A 22,674-nucleotide genomic window follows, 5' to 3' on the forward strand; every position below is an offset into this window, starting at 1 on the left:
GGTTAACGTATCCAATGTCTTAATAATTCGAGTATCTGTTGGTTTAATGCTTGTTCGTTTTCTCTAACCCCTTGAAACTCAAGATAGACAATTGCACCAGGTGCAATATCAATATGTTGTTTATTCCAGTAGGCAATGGGGTATTGATGCAATGTGCCATCGGGCTGAATTAACCAAGCGAAACTGTTATTCGAATCACTTAATGGGATTGCGTTATCTAGATATTCACTTGCGTGTTGCCTCAGTTTAAATGGCTGTGAACCATTTTGGATTACCGCACCTAGCACGGTAACATCTTGTGGTTTAGTGGGGAGAGTGAGTAAATATGAGCCTTTTAGAAGCGGATTTAAGGTCGCTTTTAATCGAATAGAATCAAAATCTAACGGAATGAATTCACGTTTTAGAAACTGTTGATTTTTAACCCAGGCTGACAAAGATTGTAAAGATTGAATATGGTCAGGCTTACCCATGTCGGTATATTGAGTTTTAAGTGCATTTAATACATTGCGTTGTTTTTGCTGAAATACACCTTCGCTGTCGTAATCGTATAGTGCCGCCCCCACCCAATAGATTGCTTCTGGCTGAGCTGTCATTGCAATACTGTTACTGTTTATAAGACTGTCTTGTATGACTTGAACTAAGCGTGGTGCCTGTTCATATTGCAATGTGATGGGTGATTTATCGTGAACTGTTTGGCTGACTGTAATTGATGTCGTGGCGTGACCATATTGCGAGCACAACATTAATAAAAATAGGCATATTTGAATTAACGGCTTCATTTAACGTCCTTAAATCCATAAGGCTTCAAAAGAGTAATTTCAATGAAAGGAAGGTTAGGGGCGATCTTCTGATAGCTTTTCATGACATTTCCATTTGCAGCATCAACCCAAAATTGATTGTCGTATTCAAGGTCGAGATCCGGGATGACAATATGCTCATTAAATTTTTTAAGGTTTAATGGTTTGTCATTAATGATTACCGTTTCATCAGCGACGAAGCTAAATGTTGACCGCTGTTCATAGTTAATATGATAACCAGGTTGCCAATCGATGGTACTTTGCCAATGCAGTGGCGTGCTGTTTAAGTGCAGACCTAATGCAAGCGGATCTGGTTGCTTACTGTTTATTTCTAGAAGATTGCCGTCGAATAAGTTTAGTGTTTTCAATAAGCGACCATTGCGAGTCACTAGCATACCAAAATCCGATGATACCCATTTTAGTTCCATGTTTTGGGGATTAAAGTTTGTTGCTGGTAATGTTTGAGGTGCTTCGGCAAAAGCTAATAGAACGTAAGATCTGTGAGCATTGTTGATTTTAACGTGGATACTGGCGTAGGGGCTCTTTTCAATATCAACAGCAGTTATATCATCATCAGGTAAACCAATGACGCTTTCCTTGAACATGCCACCAATCTGTACAAAAGTATTACTACAACCTGTCAAAGTACAAAATAAAATTAAGATGAGTAGCTTTTGGTAAATGGAAAACATATGAGCTCAATTCCTTAAGCTTGGGCGTAGCAGTAAAAATAAAATAAAAAAGCACATTAAGAAATGTGCTTTTTTTAAACAAAATTACAACTTAGTTGGTAACTGAAGTCGTAGTAGTACCAGTACCTGTACCAGTACTAGTTGTAGTGGTGCCAGTACCTGTACCAGAACCATCTTCAGAATTACTGTCGTTTGCAGCAGCGGCGGTAACACCAACCACTACAGCACCAGCAACAACTAAACCACCGACAGTAGCAGCACCTAATCCACCAGCTGCTGCACCAGCACTGCCAGCAGCACCGCCAGTACCAGAACCTGCTTCAGCACCATCAACTGCATGAGCTGAACCGATCATTAATAAAACTGTTGTTAACGCGATAACTGATTTTTTCATATTCAAAGTCTTCCCATAAATTGTCCAAACACACCTAAATGGAAGATTAGCATATAATCGACTCACTTCCATATATAATTCGATACTAATGCTTAATAAATATCCAGCGAGATCGAATCGACAATTTACACGATTTTGCTTTTTTTTACAAAAACAGTTTAATTAAATATCAATTACAATTGGGTTGAATGGTAATGAGCTGTTAAAATCGTCTAAATTTACCCTCATGTTGATGGCTTTGTATTATGCATAGAAGAGCAATTTACCCTGGCACGTTTGACCCTGTGACGAATGGCCATACTGATTTAATCGAACGCGCGGCGCGGTTATTCAAGCATGTCATTATTGGTATCGCTTCCAATCCGTCAAAGCAGCCAAGGTTTAGTCTTGAAGAGCGCGTAGCTCAAGTCAATCTGGTTACTGCGCATTTAGATAATGTTGAAGTTGTGGGGTTTACTGGTTTACTGGTCGATTTTGCTAAAGAGCAACATGCCAGTGTGTTAGTGCGTGGGTTGCGGGCGGTATCTGATTTTGAATACGAATTTCAGTTAGCCAATATGAATCGCCGTTTAAGCCCTGATCTCGAAAGTGTATTTTTAACACCATCAGAAGAAAACTCATTTATATCGTCAACTTTAGTGAAAGAAGTGGCGCTGCATGGTGGCGATGTCAGTCAATTTGTTCACCCAAAAATTGCAGCTGCATTGAAACAAAAAACAAATACGCTCAATAAAGGATAACTCGAACGATGTTAAAGGGATTTTACTTTAGTAAGTTAGCGACCTCATTAGGGCTCAGTTCGGTATTATTGTGCACGGTAACACAGGCTGCCCCTTGGGTTGATACAAGTGATATATACTTACGTGCAGATATACAAGCGCTAGCTGATGTTGGAGTTATAACTTCACCTATTAATACATTTCCATTGATGTGGTCTGGTATTGGTCGTGACTTAGCCATTGCAGAACCGTCATTGCTAAGTCAGGATCTTGTCGATGCCTACGCTCGGGTGAATTTTTATTACCAAAGTGCTGTTAATAATCGTGGGAATTCAAGAATAAAGGTTGCAGCAGCAACTGATGCAGCCCGTTTTCAGCATTTTGGCTCTGATTATCGCGAAAAAGGCCAATTACAAGGTTCACATGAGTATTTAGGCCAACATATCGCTTACAAACTCTCAGCGTCAGTAAATTACGATCCAAGTGATGATAAAGATTTTCGTTTTGACGATAATTATGTCGCGTTTATTTTTGGTAATTGGGTGACTACATTTGGATCTGTCGCGCAATGGTGGGGACCAGGGTTTGACTCGTCGTTACATTTGTCAACGAACGCAAGGCCCATGCAATCATTATCTGTCACAAGGCATAATCCTCAGGCATTTGAAACACCTTGGCTTTCTTGGTTAGGGGATTGGACACTGACCGCGGGAGTGAGCTTAGCTGAACAAGATCGCTATGCCTCGAATGCTGCGCTATGGTCTTTTCGAGGCTCAATAAAGCCATTAAAACAGCTTGAATTAGGCATTTCGTGGACAGCAATGTTTTGTGGAGAAGGTCAAGAGTGCAGTTTTGATAGTGCGATAGAGGCGATTACAGATCCTCAAGAATGTGGTGCTAATGATGATTGCATCAGTAATACAAATCAGATGACAGGTTTTGATATACGTTATGCCGATGAGTGGTTTGGTGTTCCTATCGGCTTATATATAGAACAAACTTGCGAAAATGCATCAAGTGCGACGAGTATGGCTGATTGTGGACAGATGTTGGGAGTAGACTCCCGATTTAGCTTCTCAAAGCAGCAATATAAAGTGTTTTTTGAATATTCTGACACCATGGTGAATTGTAATACGGAGTCTCAATATAACTGCTTTTACGAGCACTCCACGTACCAAAGTGGTTCACGTTATTATGGTCGAGCATATGGCAGCACCTATGATAGTGATGCACAAACCTATGTTCTTGGTTTAATTGGGCAGTTTGAAAACAGTCATGGTTTTACCTCTATATTGCGATATGCTCAGCTAAATAAAGATGGTGCTAATCGCGCGAGTGTATGGGCTCCACAGCCATTGAAAGAAGATTTATTGATGTTGGAGTTGTCTTATCGTATGCCAGTGTTTAATGGCATGTGGACCTTGGGTGGCAGTGTGGCTAACTCTGAGTTTGAAGTGCAAGACGATGATACGCAGGCTACGATGTTTTCTACTTTTGAATATCGATTCTAAACACTATCGTTAAATAAGGGAGCCTATATCGGCTCCCTTTTACTACATTAACCCTATCTCTGCTGGCATAAACCACAAAATACCGTGGTGCGTTGTCCTAATTTTATTTCACTTAATATATTACCGCATTGGGTGCAGGTTTCGTTGCCTCGGCCGTAAACATGTAGCTTTTGGGCAAAATAACCTGGTTTTCCGTCGGCATTGGTAAAGTCTTTTAAGGTGGTACCACCTTGTTTGATGGCGTGGGCTAAAATCTGTTTTACCTCGCTGACTAACACGGTTAATCGTTCGATATCAATTTTTCCGGCCTCTGCTTGTGGGTGAATACCTGCGGCGAATAGGGCTTCGTTGGCGTAAATATTACCGACACCGACCACAATGTGGTTATCCATTAGGCATAATTTGATGGCTTTTTTCTTTCCGGCGAGAGCGGCCTGTAACTGTTGTGGGGTAAACGCTGGGCTTAATGGTTCTGGGCCCAATTTCGACAATAATGGATGGGCGTCTTCGGGTAACTCATACCATAGCCAAGCACCAAAACGCCTTGGGTCATTAAATCGTAGCATCCGGCCGTTATCTAGGACTAAGTCTATATGGTCATGTTTTTCTACTGGCGTATTGCGCGGCAAAATGCGTAAACTTCCTGACATCCCTAAGTGAACAATAGCCATACCCGCATCGGTGTCGATGAGTAAATATTTGGCTCGGCGGCGTACATTGTTAATGCGTTGGCCGACAATGTTTTGTGCTACATCAGGTACGGGCCAGCGTAGTGATCCGTTACGCACAATGAGCTCACTTACCGTTTGTTCAATAAGGTAAGGGCTGATCCCTTGTCGGGTGACTTCAACTTCTGGTAATTCAGGCATAAATACTCGTTATTTTGATTGAGATGACACACTGAGAACAGGCTGTAAATCAGCGCGTAAGCTTGGTGGCACTTGATACCAATTTTGATTTGATGATTGCAATAGGCCATCATCGGGGAAATAACGCCATTGCTGTACTGTGTGTATATTACTAATTGCGATAGTGACAATTTGTTCGTTTGACCCGTGTTTAGGTTCAACGGTTAATGGCGACACACTAATATTTTGCCAAGCCTGAGCCCATTGTTGGCAGTTAAGGACTTGCTCGTGACACCACCACTTATCTTCTTTTTTACTCAGCCAGATGTCATCGAGATGTAATTGTACTAATGGAAGTTGAGGGTCAAATAAAGCGACGACATCATCGGGGACATTTGCGGTTTTGTCATCAATAAATGACAACACACTAATCATAAAGACACTGGCACCGATAATAATGTAGTTCCAATTTTTTCGAGAAAGCGCCATAACAGAGTCCTTTTTATTTGATGTAGCTGTATGTTTTTAGTGTATCACTCAGGCAATAAAAAACGAATCTAGCACAGCAAGACTCTAGCGGGTTACCAGGGGGTGACTACCGTTATACGATTGCCGTGGGGATTTTGATTAGCGAGAAAGAGAGTGGTTGAGAGGTAAAGTATAACGTTGCTCGACAATCAATGCGCATTGCAATGATTGTCGAGGCTTGAAGGCTTAAAGCAAATCAGCAAAAGGTTGAATAAACACACTTTCGCCAGCAGGAATCGTTGCGGTATCGTCAGCAATAACAATAAGACAATTGGCATTGACCATTGAATTCAGCATTCCCGAGCCTTGTGCTCCGGTGGTTTCAACTTGAATTTGGCCGTTATCAGCAATGCTATATACGCCGCGCAAAAACTCAGTTCTTCCGGTTTTGCTTCGCAGCGGTTGAGCCGCAATCGCAGGTATAAATTGTGGTTGCCATTGGGTTTCGCCAGCCAATTTACGAATAGCCGGTTGAACAAATTGCATAAATGACACCATCACAGCGACAGGATTGCCGGGTAAGCCAAAAAACAGACTCTGGTCAATTTTACCCACGGCTAAAGGGCGGCCTGGACGCATATTGATGCGCCAAAAATGAGTACTACCGACGTTGGCCAGTGCCATTTTGATGTAATCTGCATTACCTACAGAGACACCGCCTGAGCTGATAACGATATCCGCTTTTGTTGCGGCATCGCTTAATGTGCTCGTCAGTGTTTGTTCATTATCGTCGATAATACCGAGATCAATCACCTGACACCCTAGTTTTTTCGCCATCGACAAAATGGTGTAGCGGTTAGCATCGTAAATGCAGTTAGGTTTTAACTCTTCTCCTGGTTGGCTAACTTCATCACCCGTCGAAAATACTGCGACAATAGGGCGTTTAAAAATCGGCAGCCGATTAAAACCAAGTGATGCCATTAAACCAAGCTCTGCAGCTCCTAGTCGGCTACCGGCCGCTAATGCCACTTCACCTTGGGCAATGTCTTCTCCTGCAAGGCGTACATGTTGGCCTTGGGTGATTTGCTCAGGTTCAAGTAAGGTTAATAGGTTATCTTGCTCTTGAGTCAGCTCGCGCGCTTGAATGGTGTCAGCACCTTGTGGCACGGTAGCACCAGTCATAATGCGTACCGCTTCACCTGACTGTAAAACATTAGGGTAATGATGACCTGCCAATACTTCGGCAACCACTTTAAGTGGCGTTTTTGATAGGTTATCAAACGCAAAAGCATACCCATCCATTGCTGAGTTTGTTTGTTGCGGTACGTTAATTTCTGAAATGATATCGTGTGCCAGTACGCGATTATCAATATCAATTAAGTCGACGAGTTCGGTTTCGCGTGTTGGTGCCACCTGGCTAAGTACTGTGCTAATGCCCTGTGAGACACTGATGCCTTGCTCTGAACCCGTAGGTTGTGGAATGTCTGCATCGTTAAAACAAATCGGTAATTGCGCCTTTGGTGCTTGCCAATTGTTTTTGTAACGCTCTACAAAATCAGCGATTTGTGCCACGTTATTTAAATCTAATCGTGTCAATGAGTCAGGCACTTGCGTGTCTTCGCAGCAGGCAATTGCAACGATATTTTCATCGTGAACATGGATCAACGGCTTGTTGTGCGCAGCGCGGTGCAGTTCAATTTTGGGTAATGCCAGTTTTTTAAAACCTTCAACTAATACAATATCGACTTTATCTGCTTCAATTTGGCGAAGTAGGTGTTGTAGTTTTGGGTCATCCTCAACGGGATCTTCCGTCATCAACGCCCAGCGCACATGAGACGCAACAAGCACTTGTTTTGCACCTGCTTTACGCATTTCGAAACTGTCTTTACCAGGGATATCAACATCAAAATTATGATGCGCATGTTTAATAACCGCTAAGCGAATACCACGCTGGTTAAGTGCTGGAATAAGTTGTTTTAATAGCGTGGTTTTACCCGTGCCACTGTATGCACAAAACCCTAGAACGGGAATAGGTAATGGATTACTAAAAACTACAGTCATCATGAACCTCTTAATAGATTACTTGGCAATTTGCTGGGCGAGTTGCTGTTTTTGTTCTGGCGTATTGACGTTAACAAAGGCATTAGGTTGGTCCGCAAAACTCTCAATAGCTACTTGATGTTGGCGATACCAAAAATCAATCTTACGTTCACCAGCATCTAAAAAAGCCTGCATTGATTCGGCTAACTGGGGTTTCAGTAATAACACGACAGGTTGTTCACGTTCACCATCGCTGGCTACGGCAATATCAGCATTTTTCTCGGTCAGGGCAGCTAACAAGCGCTGCGCTAAGTCGTCTGGGAGCATTGGGCAATCGCAAGGCACAACTAATAAATACTCGGCTTGAGTTTGTTTTAATGCTGTGACCATGCCCGCTAAAGGACCTAAATAGCCACTGTCTTCGTCGCTAAACACGCGATAACCCCATTGTTCATACTGTGCTTGGTTACGGTTAGCATTAATCATAATGTTATCGACTTGGCTGCTGAGCTTATCGAGTGTGTGGCAAATCATGGCTTGGCCATTAAGATCCACTAAGCCTTTGTCATTGCCGCCCATGCGCCGAGCCATGCCGCCCGCTAAAATAACTGCGTCAATCTGTGGTGCCATAATGTAATTCCGTTGTATTAGTCTGATGCACAGTTTCTGCTGCAGGAACATGCATACTGGTATGAATGGTACGTTGTTTAATATGCCAATGTTGTTGACATAATGCGGTGAGACCACAGATTTGGTGACTGCTCATCAGCAGGCCCGTGCCATCTTGTTTTAACTGATTAATCATAGCAAGCACTAAGCGTTGCGATTGTTTATCCATATTTGAAATGGGCTCGTCTAACATGAGCAGCTTGGGCTGAATAATCCACGCCCTAGCAATAGCCAATCTTTGCCGCTCTCCACCCGATAAGTCGCTTGCATTGTGGTTAAGTAAATCTCCAAGCTGCGCCATATCAACGGCTTGAGCAATTCGTTTATTGCGCTCACTGACGGGTATTTTCAATTGGCTTAACGCGTACGTTAAATTGTATTTTACAGAACCTTCAAATAAATAAGGGTGCTGATGCAAATACACCGCTTTGCCAAATAAGTTGTCAAGCTGCCACCAAGGCTTAGAGGCAAATCCTTGGCTAATAACTTGCCCTTGGGTTGGGGTCATTAATCCTGCCAAAATTTTCATTAAGGTAGACTTCCCCGAACCATTATCACCTTGCAGGTAAATGACATCGCCTTGTTTAAATGTCAGTTCGGGTACGTTAAATAGGGTATTTTGTTTAAACTTCATCAGCAAATTGTGCGCGCTAATTTGTACGGCTTGCTGTTCTTGTAATGTATCTGAAATCATCATCCTAATGACTCCTTGGGAGGGCTTTGCCTCGCAATGAACCCAAAATGAAGTTTAGCACTAAGGCGAGTATGAGTAACACTAATCCCAAGGCAATGGCTTGAGCAAAATCGCCCTTGCTGGTTTCAAGTGCTATAGCTGTGGGAATATTACGAGTAACATCCATAATATTACCACCGACCATCATAGAACAGCCCACTTCAGTCAAAATTCGGCTAAAACCAGCAACAATGGCTAATAAGAGTGGTACTCGTAATTCCCGACATAATGTCCAAACTGCACGTAACCAGGAGGCGCCTAGCGTTCGGGAAGTTTCCCAAGCTCGGCGATCGACACTGGAAAAAGCCGCTTGAGATAAGGCTATTAATACGGGAGCACAAATGAGCATTTGCCCTAAAATCATGCCTTTTTGGGTAAATAGCCATTTTAAATCACCCAAAACACCATTACGAGTCAATAACAAATACACCAATAAACCAATCACAACAGTTGGAATAGATTGTAGCGTTTGCACTAAATTTATAACGATCCATCGGCCACGAAAATGGCTAAAGGCAAGGATGAAACCTAAGATAATCGACGGGATAATAGTGATCAGCAGCGCCGCAAAAGACACCGAAAATGAAATGTTAATAATGGCCCATACATCAGGGTCGAAAGATAGCAGCAAGCTAAATGCTTGCTGCAATAGGGCTAACCAGCCTTCACTCATTTCTTATAAGTTGCCTTAAACAATTGCTCTCCTTGCACGGTGAACTCGTTAATCATAGTTTGTGTCGCAGGACTAATAAACCAATCGCTTAATGCTTTTGCGCCTTTATGATTTAAATCTGGGTATTTTGCAGGGTTAATCAACATAATTTGGTAAGGGTTGGCTAACGCTGCGCCACCTTCAAAGCTAATGTTAAGATTTAGTTTAGCTTTATAGGCAATATATGTTCCACGGTCTGTTAATGTATACGCTTGTAACTCATCAGCCATCAATAAGGTTTTACCCATGCCTTGGCCAACAGAAGTATAACCGTTAAAATCAGGTGTTACGCCCGCATTTTTCCAAATCGCAAGTTCTTTCATGTTGGTGCCAGAATTATCACCACGAGAAACAAATTTACTTGGCTTATGAGCTATTTTGCCGAAAGCTTCAGCGACATCTTTGCTTGATTTTGCCGCAGCAGGGTCATTTTTAGGCCCTAATACAATAAAATCGTTTTCCATAATGCCACGAGGTTCAATACCAAAACCGTCAGCAACAAATTTTGCTTCGGCGGCAGGGGCATGAGTCATGACTACATCAACATCTCCCTGGCTTGCCAGTTTTAATGCTTTACCTGTACCAGTGGCAATCACTTGTACAGTGTAACCTGACTCGGCTTCAAATTTAGGTAAAATTGCACCTAATAAGCCTGAATTTTCAGTACTGGTCGTTGTTGCGAGTTTAATCACTTCACCAGCTAGAGCGACTGGGCTGAACATCGCACTGCTAAACACTGTAGCGGCTAACAACATACTGACACTTGCTTTGAGTTTTAACATTTCCATTCCTTGTTGTATTAATGACCAGAATTCATCTACTTAATCAAATTGTCCTTAAGCGATTTTTTTGCTTAATTACCAAAGCCATAAGCAAATTAAATGCCAAATGGAATTTATGCAAATACAGTTCACGGCTAAAATCGAAACTGTGAGCTCGATCTCAAGCTTAAGCAAATTATTTTAGACAAATTGTCCCATGATCACTTTTCTGTGGTTCATAGTGACCCTGTTGGTTGAATTCAATGCTAAAGTGAGTCTAAGCGAGTCAAAATGTCCTAATGTAGAGTCTACTTATGAGTCCAGATGTACATATAAACCCTATAGCACACACTACCATGTCGGTTTTAATCGTTGATGATGAACCCGGCATGCGCAGCTTTTTAAAAAAAGCGTTAACTAAAAAGTTTGCTTTAGTTGAAACCGCATCCACCATAGCAGAAGCTGAAGCGATTCGTAGTCAGGGCCATTTTGATTTATTAGTTGTTGATATTCGATTGCCTGATCGCTCAGGTATTGAGTGGCATGAAGCGTTAAATGATCCAGACAGACAGTCAGACATTATTTTTATGACGGGCTATGCCGACATGGATGTTGCGATTAAAGCACTGAGGGCTGGCGCGTCAGATTTTATTATGAAGCCATTCCACCTTGAGCAAATGATGACTGCTGTTGATCGTTGCATCGAGAAGCGCTCATTAAAGCGTGAAAACTTTATGTTACGGCGTGAGCTTGCCCATGGGCAGTCGTCCAACATTATTGGAAATAGCGAAGCCATTCGCGATGTTAAACAGGTTATTGAACGCATTGCGCCAACCAATGCAGTGGTTCTCATCGAAGGAGAATCTGGCACGGGTAAAGAACTAGTGGCCAGACAATTACATCAACTCAGTGGCCGTAGCGGGGCATTTGTACCCGTAAACTGTGGTGCCATAGCACCAGAGTTATTGGCCAGTGAGTTATTTGGTCATACCGCCGGCGCATTTACCGGTGCTAAAGGAATGCGTGAGGGTCTATTTAGCTATGCCTCTGGTGGTACTATCTTTTTAGATGAAATTGGCGAAATGCCAATGAACATGCAAACCGCACTGTTACGAGTGCTTGAAGAACGCACCATTAGACCTGTCGGCAGCGAAAAAGAAATAGAAATTGATGTGCGTGTGGTTGCCGCAACTAATCGGTTATTGATTGATGAAGTTGAGGCTGGGCGTTTTCGTCGAGATTTATTTTATCGTTTAAACGTGCTCAATATTGTCATTCCTTCGTTGCGCTCTCGTCCTGAAGATGTGGTCGAACTGACCCATTACTTTACATTACAGTTGTCACAAGAGTTGGGTATCAAAGACATTATTTGGAGCCATGAAGATCTACAAGTACTTCAGCAATACGATTGGCCGGGCAATATTCGTGAACTACGCAATATGATTGAACGTTGTATTTTATTGGGTAAACCCCCAGCTGAATATTGGAAAAAACCTGTCGTCACCGTGATCCCAGAAGCAATGGGATACCCTTTAGATTGGCCATTAAAAGAAGTCGAAAAGCAGCATGTTACCCAGGTTGTAGATGCCCATAATGGTAATAAATCTGCAGCCGCTCGAGATCTCGGTGTCTCGCGCAAAACTCTGGATCGTAAATACAAAGAGTGGGCGAGCTTTGATGATGATACTGATGGAGAAGCGCAATAGTGGCGAAGTCCTCAGGCGTTATCACCCGGGTCTTTGGTGTTAGCTGGCAACAAATGCAGTCAAAGATCCGCTATCGCATTTTATTTCTGACCTTATTACCCATTATATTAACGCTGGTTAGCCTGGTTTTTATCACGATATATTGGAATGTGATATATACAGGCAAGCAATTGTTTATGAAGGTAAAGGCTGATTTGGTTGTAGCTGATAATACCTTGTCTCAAGTACAACAACATCAACAAGAACAATTGAGTACCATTAGTGGTTCATGGAACTTTCAGCATGCTTTTCAATTGTTAAATCAGAATGACCCTAAACCAAATAGTGCCGCGATTAATGCACTTAATATGTTTCTGGCGCAAAAGCAAAAAGCGTTAGGTTTGGATTTTTTACGTTTAATCAGTGTGGCGGATGCCGCTGCCGATCCTGATTTACGCCTTATGTTGCACCAAACTCAGCAGCAGGCTATTTCAGGGTTAATGGTATTACCTAAAAAGCAATTAGCCCGGATAAGCTCATCGCTTGCCGACAAGGCCTATGTTGAACTTGTGCCGACTCGGCATGCGACAACGCCTGAACAAAAATCAGAAACACGCGGTTTATTGAGTCGCACATTAATGCCCGTTACCGATTTTTCTGGCAATGTATTTTGGTATTTAGATGGCGGAATTATCTTTAATGGTAATACGGCCATTGTCGACCATATTCGTGATCTTGTGTATGGCAAAGGGACCTTGCCTGAGCGCTCTATCGGTACCGTCACCCTATTTTTAGACAATATTCGCATTAGCACTAATGTGCCTTTGGAACAGTTTCCGAGCAAGCAAGAAAAAATTAACCGTGCAATCGGTACATTAGTCTCTGATGAAGTCGGCCAACAAGTATTAATTGAAGGCGAAACCTGGATTAACCGTGCGTTTGTCTTTAACGATTGGTATATATCGGGTTATTCGCCGCTGTACGATATTCGCGGTAAGCGTGTAGGCATGGTGTACGCCGGGTTTTCTGAGGCGCCATTTTTACATAATTACTTATTAAACATTATTGAGCTCGGCACCATCCTAGTGATTGTGTTGTTTTTATCTGGCTTTTTAGTGTATCGCGGTGCCAACAGTTTATTGCAACCAATAGAATATATTCACCAGGTTGTCACGGCAGTGCAAGCAGGGAGGAATATCAGGATTGGTAACCTCGGCCTTAATAAAGAGAATGAACTGGCCAATTTAGCAGAACAATTTGACCGAATGCTCGACCAATTACAACGGCGTAATGCCCAAATTCAAGCCGCAGCAGAACAGCTAGAAATCAAAGTTGAGCAACGTACTCGTAGCCTGCAAGATAAAACAGAAGAGCTTGAGCGCAACGTTGCGTTGTTGCATGCCACTCGCCAACAGTTGGTGACCAATGAAAAACTGACCGCATTGGGTGAATTGATTGCCGGTATTGCGCATGAAATCAATAATCCCACTGCAGTCATTTTAGGTAATATGGAATTACTTAAATACGAGCTCGGTGATGATGCTAAAGCGGTTGAAGAAGAAATCGACTTAGTTATTCAACAGGTCGGCCGGATCACCACAATTATCCGCAGTTTATTGCAGTACAGCCGCCCAGGTGAATTTAATGCACCTATTGAGCCACAAGCTATTACTCCCATTGTCGAAGAAGTACTGCTATTAGTGCGTCACTCAATTGAGCAGCAAAAAGTTGAGTTAGTAAAAGAACTAACAGCTACCGGCATTGTTGAAGTTAATCGACCGCAATTATTACAGGTGTTAATTAATTTAATGGTTAACGCAGCCCATGCGATTACAGACAATGGCCGTATTTGGGTAAGAACTTACGATTGGATTGAGGATGGCCAAAGTATTGGGGTAAAAATTGAGATTGAGGATGAAGGCATCGGTATTAGCAAGGAAGATTTAGGCCGTATTTTCGATCCCTTTTACACCACCCGCAAAGACGGAACTGGGCTAGGTTTGTCTCTGAGCTACGGTATTATTAAGCGGCTTGGTGGCACTATTGAAGTTAAATCAACGGTTGATGTCGGCACGGTATTTACCATTGGTTTGTACCATAAAGCCAATGAAGATCAACAGCTCGGACCGTACGATGGTTTGCTGTTTGGTGATAAAACATAATATAAAAACTTAGGTAAAAAACAGGCAAAAAAAAGCCGGGTTAATAACCCGGCCACAAAGAGTGTGTGAGCAATGTCGTGCTTGCGAACTCTGTAGACCAATAAAGGTGATGAAGTCTCTATTGAGTAAACCGAGTTTTGGAACGCAGGTTAATAATAATCATTCTCATTACTATTTGCAAGAGGTTCATTTATAAATTAGTCATCTTTACATTGTGATAATTTACATCTTCCGATAATACGTTAGTAACTACATGAAAAATAATCAGTTATTTTTTTGGTGTGTTGTTGGTATATCACCTGTGTTTACGATAGAGGCTTTAGAATGGCATAGACTCGAGCGTTATTTGTTTATGCGATAACAAAAATATTGAAGCATTCAGATAAGATTAAGTGCTTAATGAAAAATACGCACATCAATAACAAGTGCGATTAAGCCAACAGCATAACGCAACTGGCTTAATCGTGTCGCTTGAGATGATGCAGATTTCATTGATACCAAGGTTATAAGCCGCATAGGACTCAACCCAAAACGGTTAATTGCTTGGTTAATTACTTAGTAACCTCAACAGCAATGTTGTCTTGTCCCTTTGAGCTATCAAATAAAATGGTGTCCTGAAGTACTTTTAGCAATACGCCATAAGCGGGTAAAAATAACCCTAAACTCACAATCAACTTAAAGCCGTAATCGACAGTGGCGATCTCTGGCCAATGAGTTGCCATAAAGGTATCGCTTGAGGCATAAAAAGCCACACTGAAAAACACCAGCGTATCGACCAAATTACCAATTAAAGTTGAGGCTGCAGGAGCAACCCACCATGCTTTAGCACGGCGTAACTTAGCAAACACCGTAATATCCATAAGCTGACCAATCAAATAGGCCACAAAGCTGGCAAAGGCAATGCGAAATACAAAGCTATTCCACTGAGCTAAAGCTGCAAAGTCTTGTAGTTGGCCCTGATGGAACAATACCCCCACCAGATACGACACTAATAATGCAGGGATCATCGCCTTGAGAATAATGTTTCTAGCTGCTTGTTGGCCAAAAATTCTCACGGTTAAATCGGTGGCTAAATACACAAACGGAAAGCTAAATGCACCCCAAGTGGTGTGGTAGCTAAACAACTGGAAAGGTAATTGAACAAGGTAGTTACTTGCGCAAATAATTAAGATATGAAAACTGACTAATAGCATCAGTGCTCGGCGATATTTCGCCTGGGATAACTGCAACATATTGTGGCCTTTTTAATTGGGTTAGCGCGGGGTGAGGGAACCCGCTATTAATTTGATTAACAGTCTTTAAAGCACCAGCTTGGTCATTGGATTACCAACAACAGCGCCAATAAATGACTGATACAGAGAATATTATCATTATGGTTATGTTTGCTTATTTTCGCGATTTTTACCTAGCGTTATGCCAATGCAAAGGTTGCTGCAAACATGGGGGCGGGATAATAGCATGGGTTATACCCAAGCGAAAGATTAAACAGCGGCTAAAAGTCGATTAAAATGGCCAACACCGTGGCCAATTTATTTTCTAATTCTTGCCATTCAGCGAGCGGATCTGAGCCCGCTACAATCCCTGCACCGGCAAATAAATTGATTCTTCTTGGTTCGATTAAGGCACTGCGAATAGCGACCGAAAACTCAGATTCATTTCGATTAAAATAACCACAAGCACCCGCATACCAACCCCGAGCGTAACCCTCGCGTTGACGAATAAAGTTTAATGCTGCTTCGCGAGGCAGCCCGCCAACGGCAGGAGTGGGATGCAGTGCGCGTAATAATTCGAAATCACTGACCCCAGGTTGTAACTGCGCACGAATGGAGCGATGCAAATGCTGAATATGATTAAGTTTAAAGATTTTAGGTTGTTCGTCAGCCCCAAGATATTGGCTTAGTGGCGTTAACACATCGACAATGTGCTTTCTCACCAATTGGTTTTCATGGCTGTTTTTAATGTCGTCCAATAATGCTTGTGCGAGTAAGGTATCTTCTTCTGGATTGAGTCCGCGCACCGTTGTGCCAGCAAGCGCTTCGGTAAATAACTCTTGTTGTCGACGAAGATATAACCGTTCGGGAGAGCATGAAATAAATGCCCGTTCTGGACTAAATTGAAAGCCAAATTGAAAACTATTGGGGTTTCTGCCTTGCCAACAAGCTAATACTGTCCAGGGGTCAATATCGTCACTCACATCAATTTGAGTGTGGCGTGACAGCACTACTTTTGGTGTTGTCTGGTTGAACTTTTCTTGGGTGACTTGATTAACTAATTCTTCCCAGCGCTCATAATGGGGTAAATCACTGCGGCCCATTAATGTCATTTTATGAGGTGGTGATAAAGGTTTAGGCTTTTGCACTTGTGCTATTGCGCGTAGTGCAGCTTGAATTTCTTGTTGAGGATCTGTGTCCTCAAAATTAAGATTAACCAAAATCCTAAGCTTATTACCGTGGCGGCGTAACTCTATTCTTGGTAACACAAAATGGGCACGGCCAAATTCAGGCCAGCATTCTACTGTGCGGTCAAAAGCCAAACCGCCGTAATAGCGTATATCCTGTTGGCTGGTTTTATTGCGTTGCTGTTGATAAATTTTCGCTAATTCATTGTCGTCTACTTGGTCTTCAAAAAAGAAGCTTTTACAGGCGCCAATGGCGGCAACATCTTCGTCTCTGTCTCTACCGTGCCAGTATATTTTGGGAAACTGCTGCTGTGCAGCCAACCACGACAATAACGGAAGCGCAGGCGCTTCGACCGACAGTTGAATAATCGCTTCTCGTGCAGGAACATTACTGAGCTGGTTAAGCTTAGTAATCAGTTCGCTGAAATGTGTTTCGAAGAAGTGACCCAAGTAGAATGTCCTTACGAGTAGAGTTATCAGCTTTACGGTAATAAAGTGATGAAATACTGTCAATTAGCAAGGTTAAATCGTGTGATCTGAATTACTAATATAACAGTATGGTTAGCCTTATGGTGACATGCAGAAAAGATGTTCCCGTGATTTGAGCGCAAATGAGCTACAGGGATGTTTACTTTGTTTTAGTGATTTGTAGCTCAAGCAGCCCAAGTAAATCATTTGGCTAAGGTTTACTTAAATAAAGAGTCAATAAAGCCGATTTTTTAAAATATTGATTTATAAAGAGTTGCTCACACTTCTTGAGAATATGCGTTGATAAGTGCATTAAATCAGTAGTCTAATAAGAATAATTAAGTCAAAATGATGGGAGCGTTTGCGTGATGTAGATCCCACTTTTTAAGTTTTTCTTCCCGGAGTGCGTGTACATGAGTGATTCTGTTGAATCAAACAATGTCATAAAGATCCCTGTCGATAAGCTTGCCCTGGGCATGTTTGTTACCGCGATTGATCGCCAACAAAGTAAAATTGATATTCGCAATCCCGGTCAAATTAAGCACCGTGACGCCATTGTTAAGCTGAAAAAAAACAACATTACCACGGTATGGGTCGATGTTGAGCGCTCGTCAGATAATTGCGGCTTAAAAAAAGCCAACAAATCGAATAGCCCCACTAACCCATTGGCACGTAAAGCCACTGTCAGCCGAGATGGTCAACAATCTCAAGCCAAAAAACTGCTTGCTGAGGCCAAAGGCTTAATCAAAAAAGTGATGTCTGAAACCTTCGAGGGCAAAGCCATTGAAGTCGGCCAAATTGAAGATGTTGCAGACAAAATGATTGAGTCGGTGATAGCCGATGCCGATGCATTTAAGTGTATTTCCGCATTGCGCACTAAAGATGCCTACCTGCTTGAGCACTCAATTAATGTCGCATTTTTATTAGTGACTTTTGGTAAACACTTAGGCCTTGATCGTGAATTGCTCAAACAAATGGCCGTTGGCGGTATTTTGCATGATATTGGTAAAATTAAAGTCGACAACGAAGTGCTACATAAACCAGGGCGCCTAACGCCAGAAGAATTTGAACACATGAAGTTGCATCAAGTGTATGCAATGGAAATCATGAACGAAACTAAAGGCTTATCGCAAGTGAGTAAAGATGTGTGTTTAATGCATCATGAAAAGCTTGATGGCAAAGGTTACCCTAATGGCTTAACAGAATCTCAACTCCCACAACATGGCCGTATGAGTTGTATTGTGGATATTTTCGATGCGTTAACCGCGACTCGTTGTTACAAAGAAGCCATGAGTCCTGCGGCAGCATTTAAAATTTTACTGAGTTTAACGCCATTTCATTTAGACCAAAAACTGGTGTATGAGTTTATTCGTTGTGTGGGGATTTACCCAGTTGGCTCGTTGGTGCAATTATCTGACGAACGTGTTGGCATAGTGTGGGACTCCAAGGGGCGTGATGCATTACATCCCATCGTAAAATGTTTTTATTCACTAAAACATAAACGCTATACCGAAGTCGCGCTAGTTGATATACACAAAGTGGATATCAATATTGAGCGTGGCGTTTCTCCTGGGACACTTGAAGTCGATCCAACGCCCTTTTATTAATGCATTTATCGCAGCAAGATGGCTTGCTGCGATATTGGTATCGCGTTAATTAAGTGGTCGATAACCTAACCCAGCCAAATGAAAATTCACTCCACTAGAGAACAATTCGTATCAATATCTGTGAATGTAGTGGCGCACCCAATGCATCTTTTGTGCTTGTCTCATTTTAGCCTACCTTCTCGTTAGAATAAGGGAGATTAAAATATCATTGAATATAGGTCGCGATATTTCGTGACTTAGTTATACTTAACCCATACATGTTTAATGCTGTGGTTTATATGACTGATTTACCCCTCAACCCAATGCCAACTTCAAGGCATTTTTTACCTGAAAACACTTTGCTGCTTAACGCCATGAGCGAAGGCGTTTATGGCTTTGATTTAGACGGTAATGCGGTGTTTATTAACCCCGCAGCAGAGCAAATGACCGGCTGGAAGAGTGAAGAGTTGATTGGTAAAAACATTCATGATTGTCATCATCACAGCCATGCCGACGGCAGCCATTACCCGCAACATGATTGCCCGATTTATCGTACTTTGCATGACGCCATTCCGCGCCAGGTATCTGATGATGTCTTTTGGCGCAAAGACGGTAGTAGTTTTCCGGTGTATTACAGCTCGACCCCGGTTTACCATCAACAAAAGCTGGTAGGTGTTATCGCGATATTTCGTGATGTGAGCATGCAAAAACATACCGAACAATCACTTAGGCAAGCATTGGCACAGGTGCAAGCATTGTCTGAACGCCTCGCGTCAGAAAACCAATACTTACTCACAGAGCTACAAGGTCAGCAAGGCGCGTTAGGGCTTTCAGGCAATAGCCAACCGATTAAGCAGTTAATTCAACAAATTAATTTGGTGGCCAATACCGACAGTACGGTACTCATTTGCGGCGAAAATGGCACAGGCAAAGAGTTAGTGGCTCGCAGCTTACACCGCTTGAGTCACCGTAAAAATCAGCCTATGGTCAGTGTTAACTGCGCGGCTTTTTCCAGTGCGTTATTAGAAAGTGAGCTATTTGGCCATGAAAAAGGCGCATTTACTGGTGCAACAGCGCGGCGTAAAGGTCGCTTTGAGCTGGCTCACAATGGCACTTTATTTTTAGATGAAATTGCCGAGCTGAGTTTGTCAGCCCAATCAAAGCTGTTACGGGTTATTCAAGAGCAAAGCTTTGAGCGGGTCGGCAGTAGCGAAACGATCAGCGTGAATATTCGTTTAATTGCGGCAACTCACCATGATTTAGCCGCGCGAGTAGAACAAGGCTTATTTCGAATGGATTTATATTATCGCTTAAATGTATTTCCGATTACCGTGCCACCATTACGCGAACGCCGTGAAGATATCCCACAGTTGGTGAGCGACTTAGCGACGTCGTTGGGTACAAAACTAGGTAAAAAAATTACCAAGGTCAGTACTAAAGGTCTTAAAAAACTTCAACAATATACCTGGCCTGGTAACGTCCGAGAGCTTCAAAACTTAATCGAGCGAGAAATCATTTTGTCGCCAAATGGCCAGTTGTCATTTAATACTTTGCCAGCATTGGTATCAGCGCCGTCCGCTACAACTATGTTAACCATGGCTGAAGCCGAAGCTGCGCACATAGTGACAGCGCTTAACGCAACGCATTGGCGAATTTCAGGCCCGCAAGGGGCTGCTGCCATGTTGAATATGCCGGCCAGCACGTTGCGCTCGCGTATGAAAAAACTCGCCATAACCCGATAAACAAATCTATGACGCGAATTGTCGTCACGATATATCGCCATTTACACGATATATCGTGACTCTTTGTGGGCGCTTAAAACATAAACCCATTAAATTCAGCTTGTTAGGGTCTGTTTTTAGTTGGCTTAGTCTTTGCTATAGCAGGGCAATATCGTGTTATAGGAAACCAGTTATGCCCAACTCTGCAACTCAAACACCGCCAGCGTCTCAATCTAACGCTAAAATCAATGCTTCGCAGCGCATTCCGGTGGTTCAAATCGCCACGCCCTCAGCAAAAATCCATGTGCGTGAACAAAAGGGCGTTTTTCAGCGTTTGCGTCAGCACAGCAATACCTTACTCATCGCGTTATTCTTTTTACTGCCTTTTATTAACTATCAGGGCCGCCAAGCGATTTTGTTTGATGTCACCGAGCAACAATTCTTTTTCTTTAATCTCACCTTATGGCCGCAGGATTTTACTGTATTAGCGTGGTTTTTTATGGCGGCTGCATTTGCGTTGTTTTTTGTTACCGTATATTGGGGCCGTGTGTGGTGTGGTTTTTTGTGTCCACAAACCGCCTGGACATTTATCTACATGTGGATCGAAGCCAACATTGAAGGTAACCATCATCATCGAGCAGCCTTAGACAAAGCGCCATGGTCAATAAGTAAATTACGGAAACGACTGACCAAACATGCATTATGGATTGTGTTTGCCTTACTCACAGGGTGTGGGTTTATCAGTTATTTTATGCCTGCGCGTGAACTGTATATGGATATTTTTACTGCAAGCAGTGGTTTTTGGACCGGTGCCTGGGTATGGTTTTTTGCCATTTGTACTTATTTAAATGCCGGTTGGATGCGCGAAATGATGTGCCTGCATTGTTGCCCCTACTCGCGCTTTCAAGCGGTGATGTTTGACGCTAACACCAAAACAGTGAGTTATGATGCGGCGCGCGGCGAGTCTCGTGGGCCGCGCAAACGTGCCCAAAAAACAGAGTTAGGTGACTGTGTTGACTGCAATTTATGTGTTGATGTTTGCCCTACAGGTATCGATATTCGTAATGGGCTGCAATACGAGTGCATTAACTGTGGCGCCTGTGTTGATGCCTGTAATCAAACCATGGAAAAGTTTGGTTATGCACCCAATTTAATCAGTTTTACCAGCGAAAACGCCTTAAAAAGTCAGCCTCAAGCCAGTGTGTTTTCACTCAAAGGCCTAGGATATGCCAGCGCACTGCTAATAATGATTAGCTTAATTATTATCGATTTAAGCCAATTAAGTCATATTCAGCTTAATGTCATCCGCGATCGTCAAACCTTGTACCGTGAAGTGGGTGTCGATAGGGTTGAAAACAGCTATCAACTTAAAATTCGTAATAAAACTCAACAAGCAGCTGTGTATCAAATTGCAGTGCGCAGTAATAAAACGCCCTCGTTGACCATAGTGACAGACACTGTGGTACAGATAAATCCAGGCGAACAATTAGATTATCCCGTTACGGTTAGCGGTCGTCGTAGTGAGCGCGTTGATGACACAAGCCAGCAAACACTGCAATTTAGTGTGACTCAAATTAACAGTGTGGCTAACTCAACCCCTGTGGAGCCAGAAAATCAGGTGACGCAGCAATCACGCTTTTTTTGGCCGTAATCACTTGGTTTTATAAATAACAAAAAGGCTTCTCACATTGATTAAATGGGAGAAGCCTTTTCTGCTTGATACTCGTAATGTATTACCGCAACTTACTGTGTCGACTATTTATCGCTTTGAGCATGCATCACTATAAGTATGCATTAACGCTGATGTAAAGCGTAGTCTGTGCCATCTTTAGCAGTAAATACCTTGCAGTTACCTTCAGTAGGTTGGCAGCTAGTGTGTAATAAGCTGATCCACTGTTTGTAAGGTGTCGGTAAGTTTTTAATCGGCATAGAGACTTGAATATCTTCAATATGCGCACTGTCTGTTGCCCCTAAGGTACCAAGGCGATCAAAACAAATTTCTACATGGGTATCGTTGTTTTTCAATACCACAGAGGTCGGCTCATTTTTGTGGCCCGTTAGCGCCACAAATTGACATGGATTTTGTAAGCCACACTGGGTACCATCTTTTAAGAAGGCCAGTAAGTGGTTGTAGTAAACCACGTAACTGCACACATCTTGATGTGAACCATTGGCTAATGGAAATTGTGCATCCAAAAAGTCTTTTGCATTTGTGCTGCGATCTTGTTGGTTCGTTGTCGCCACAAATTGCTCACCGATGAAGCGGTTAAGGTTTTGGGTGGCTGTATTGCTTGCTTGAGTAGACATATT

General features: G+C 42.5%; 20 protein-coding genes. 7 read left to right on the forward strand and 13 right to left on the reverse strand.

The genetic code is table 11. From position 1 onward, the window contains the following. Window positions 1-2: 2 nt before the first annotated feature. The 3 genes from IEY42_RS11130 to IEY42_RS11140 form a co-directional block, all read right to left on the reverse strand. Window positions 3-779 (reverse strand): capsule biosynthesis GfcC family protein, encoded by a 777-nt coding sequence (locus IEY42_RS11130; RefSeq protein ID WP_188925298.1) that lies wholly within the window; start codon window positions 777-779, stop codon window positions 3-5. Continuing rightward, entirely contained in the window at window positions 776-1,489 is a 714-nt protein-coding gene (locus IEY42_RS11135; RefSeq protein WP_188925299.1) for a YjbF family lipoprotein, read from the reverse strand. The genes IEY42_RS11130 and IEY42_RS11135 overlap by 4 nt, the downstream gene beginning before the upstream one ends. Before the next feature lie 91 nt (window positions 1,490-1,580). Continuing rightward, on the reverse strand, window positions 1,581-1,883 hold the full coding sequence (locus IEY42_RS11140) for a hypothetical protein (protein ID WP_188925300.1): 303 nt from the start codon (window positions 1,881-1,883) through the stop codon (window positions 1,581-1,583). A 245-nt stretch (window positions 1,884-2,128) separates the two neighbouring features. On the opposite strand from IEY42_RS11140, the gene coaD reads away from it, so the two are divergent. After that, window positions 2,129-2,623, forward strand: coding sequence for a pantetheine-phosphate adenylyltransferase (gene coaD / locus IEY42_RS11145; RefSeq protein WP_188925301.1), 495 nt, complete (start codon window positions 2,129-2,131; stop codon window positions 2,621-2,623). Window positions 2,624-2,631: 8 nt separating this feature from the next. Further along, a complete protein-coding gene (locus IEY42_RS11150; protein WP_188925302.1) occupies window positions 2,632-4,113 on the forward strand; it encodes a capsule assembly Wzi family protein in 1,482 nt (493 codons plus the stop codon). Window positions 4,114-4,166: 53 nt separating this feature from the next. On the opposite strand, the gene mutM is transcribed toward IEY42_RS11150, so the two are convergent. The 7 genes from mutM to IEY42_RS11185 all read right to left on the reverse strand — a co-directional run bounded on the left by mutM (window position 4,167) and on the right by IEY42_RS11185 (window position 10,365). Further along, window positions 4,167-4,982: a bifunctional DNA-formamidopyrimidine glycosylase/DNA-(apurinic or apyrimidinic site) lyase gene (mutM, locus tag IEY42_RS11155; RefSeq protein WP_188925303.1), complete on the reverse strand. Its 816-nt coding sequence runs from the start codon at window positions 4,980-4,982 to the stop codon at window positions 4,167-4,169. A gap of 9 nt (window positions 4,983-4,991) precedes the next feature. Further along, the gene (locus IEY42_RS11160) at window positions 4,992-5,450 is read right to left on the reverse strand and encodes a hypothetical protein (protein WP_188925304.1); all 459 of its coding nucleotides are present in this window, start codon (window positions 5,448-5,450) and stop codon (window positions 4,992-4,994) included. 225 nt (window positions 5,451-5,675) lie between these two features. Beyond that, entirely contained in the window at window positions 5,676-7,490 is a 1,815-nt protein-coding gene (locus IEY42_RS11165) for a bifunctional molybdopterin-guanine dinucleotide biosynthesis adaptor protein MobB/molybdopterin molybdotransferase MoeA (RefSeq protein ID WP_188925323.1), read from the reverse strand. A gap of 18 nt (window positions 7,491-7,508) precedes the next feature. After that, complete coding sequence (gene mobA, locus IEY42_RS11170) at window positions 7,509-8,099, reverse strand: molybdenum cofactor guanylyltransferase MobA (RefSeq protein WP_188925305.1); 591 nt, start codon at window positions 8,097-8,099, stop codon at window positions 7,509-7,511. Beyond that, complete coding sequence (locus IEY42_RS11175; protein ID WP_188925306.1) at window positions 8,083-8,835, reverse strand: energy-coupling factor ABC transporter ATP-binding protein; 753 nt, start codon at window positions 8,833-8,835, stop codon at window positions 8,083-8,085. The genes mobA and IEY42_RS11175 overlap by 17 nt, the downstream gene beginning before the upstream one ends. A gap of 1 nt (window position 8,836) precedes the next feature. Next, on the reverse strand, window positions 8,837-9,544 hold the full coding sequence (locus tag IEY42_RS11180) for an ABC transporter permease (RefSeq protein WP_188925307.1): 708 nt from the start codon (window positions 9,542-9,544) through the stop codon (window positions 8,837-8,839). Next, the gene (locus IEY42_RS11185) at window positions 9,541-10,365 is read right to left on the reverse strand and encodes an ABC transporter substrate-binding protein (RefSeq protein ID WP_188925308.1); all 825 of its coding nucleotides are present in this window, start codon (window positions 10,363-10,365) and stop codon (window positions 9,541-9,543) included. Before IEY42_RS11185 ends, IEY42_RS11180 begins: the two co-directional genes overlap by 4 nt. 293 nt (window positions 10,366-10,658) lie before the next feature. Between IEY42_RS11185 and IEY42_RS11190 the strand changes: the two genes are divergently transcribed. Next, window positions 10,659-12,050, forward strand: a complete 1,392-nt coding sequence (locus IEY42_RS11190; protein ID WP_188925309.1) for a sigma-54-dependent transcriptional regulator — start codon at window positions 10,659-10,661, stop codon at window positions 12,048-12,050. Window positions 12,051-12,103: 53 nt separating this feature from the next. Continuing rightward, complete coding sequence (locus IEY42_RS11195) at window positions 12,104-14,191, forward strand: sensor histidine kinase (protein WP_188925324.1); 2,088 nt, start codon at window positions 12,104-12,106, stop codon at window positions 14,189-14,191. Between the two features lie 551 nt (window positions 14,192-14,742). Here the strand turns inward: IEY42_RS11195 and IEY42_RS11200 are convergent. Together IEY42_RS11200 and IEY42_RS11205 are read right to left on the reverse strand one after the other, a co-directional pair. Next, window positions 14,743-15,423, reverse strand: a complete 681-nt coding sequence (locus tag IEY42_RS11200; RefSeq protein WP_188925310.1) for a 7-cyano-7-deazaguanine/7-aminomethyl-7-deazaguanine transporter — start codon at window positions 15,421-15,423, stop codon at window positions 14,743-14,745. 260 nt (window positions 15,424-15,683) lie between these two features. Then, complete coding sequence (locus IEY42_RS11205) at window positions 15,684-17,039, reverse strand: isochorismate synthase (RefSeq protein ID WP_188925311.1); 1,356 nt, start codon at window positions 17,037-17,039, stop codon at window positions 15,684-15,686. A 431-nt stretch (window positions 17,040-17,470) separates the two neighbouring features. On the opposite strand from IEY42_RS11205, the gene IEY42_RS11210 reads away from it, so the two are divergent. The 3 genes from IEY42_RS11210 to ccoG all read left to right on the forward strand — a co-directional run bounded on the left by IEY42_RS11210 (window position 17,471) and on the right by ccoG (window position 22,015). Further along, the gene (locus IEY42_RS11210; protein ID WP_188925312.1) at window positions 17,471-18,664 is read left to right on the forward strand and encodes a cyclic di-GMP phosphodiesterase; all 1,194 of its coding nucleotides are present in this window, start codon (window positions 17,471-17,473) and stop codon (window positions 18,662-18,664) included. A gap of 278 nt (window positions 18,665-18,942) precedes the next feature. Further along, entirely contained in the window at window positions 18,943-20,385 is a 1,443-nt protein-coding gene (locus IEY42_RS11215; RefSeq protein ID WP_188925313.1) for a sigma-54 interaction domain-containing protein, read from the forward strand. Between the two features lie 172 nt (window positions 20,386-20,557). Beyond that, the gene (gene ccoG, locus IEY42_RS11220; protein WP_188925314.1) at window positions 20,558-22,015 is read left to right on the forward strand and encodes a cytochrome c oxidase accessory protein CcoG; all 1,458 of its coding nucleotides are present in this window, start codon (window positions 20,558-20,560) and stop codon (window positions 22,013-22,015) included. A 143-nt stretch (window positions 22,016-22,158) separates the two neighbouring features. On the opposite strand, the gene IEY42_RS11225 is transcribed toward ccoG, so the two are convergent. Beyond that, a complete protein-coding gene (locus IEY42_RS11225) occupies window positions 22,159-22,671 on the reverse strand; it encodes an aldolase/citrate lyase/malate synthase family protein (protein ID WP_229780021.1) in 513 nt (170 codons plus the stop codon). Window positions 22,672-22,674: the final 3 nt, after the last annotated feature.

Origin of the sequence: Shewanella algicola (assembly GCF_014648035.1) — a bacterium.
Lineage (GTDB): Bacteria > Pseudomonadota > Gammaproteobacteria > Enterobacterales > Shewanellaceae > Shewanella > Shewanella algicola.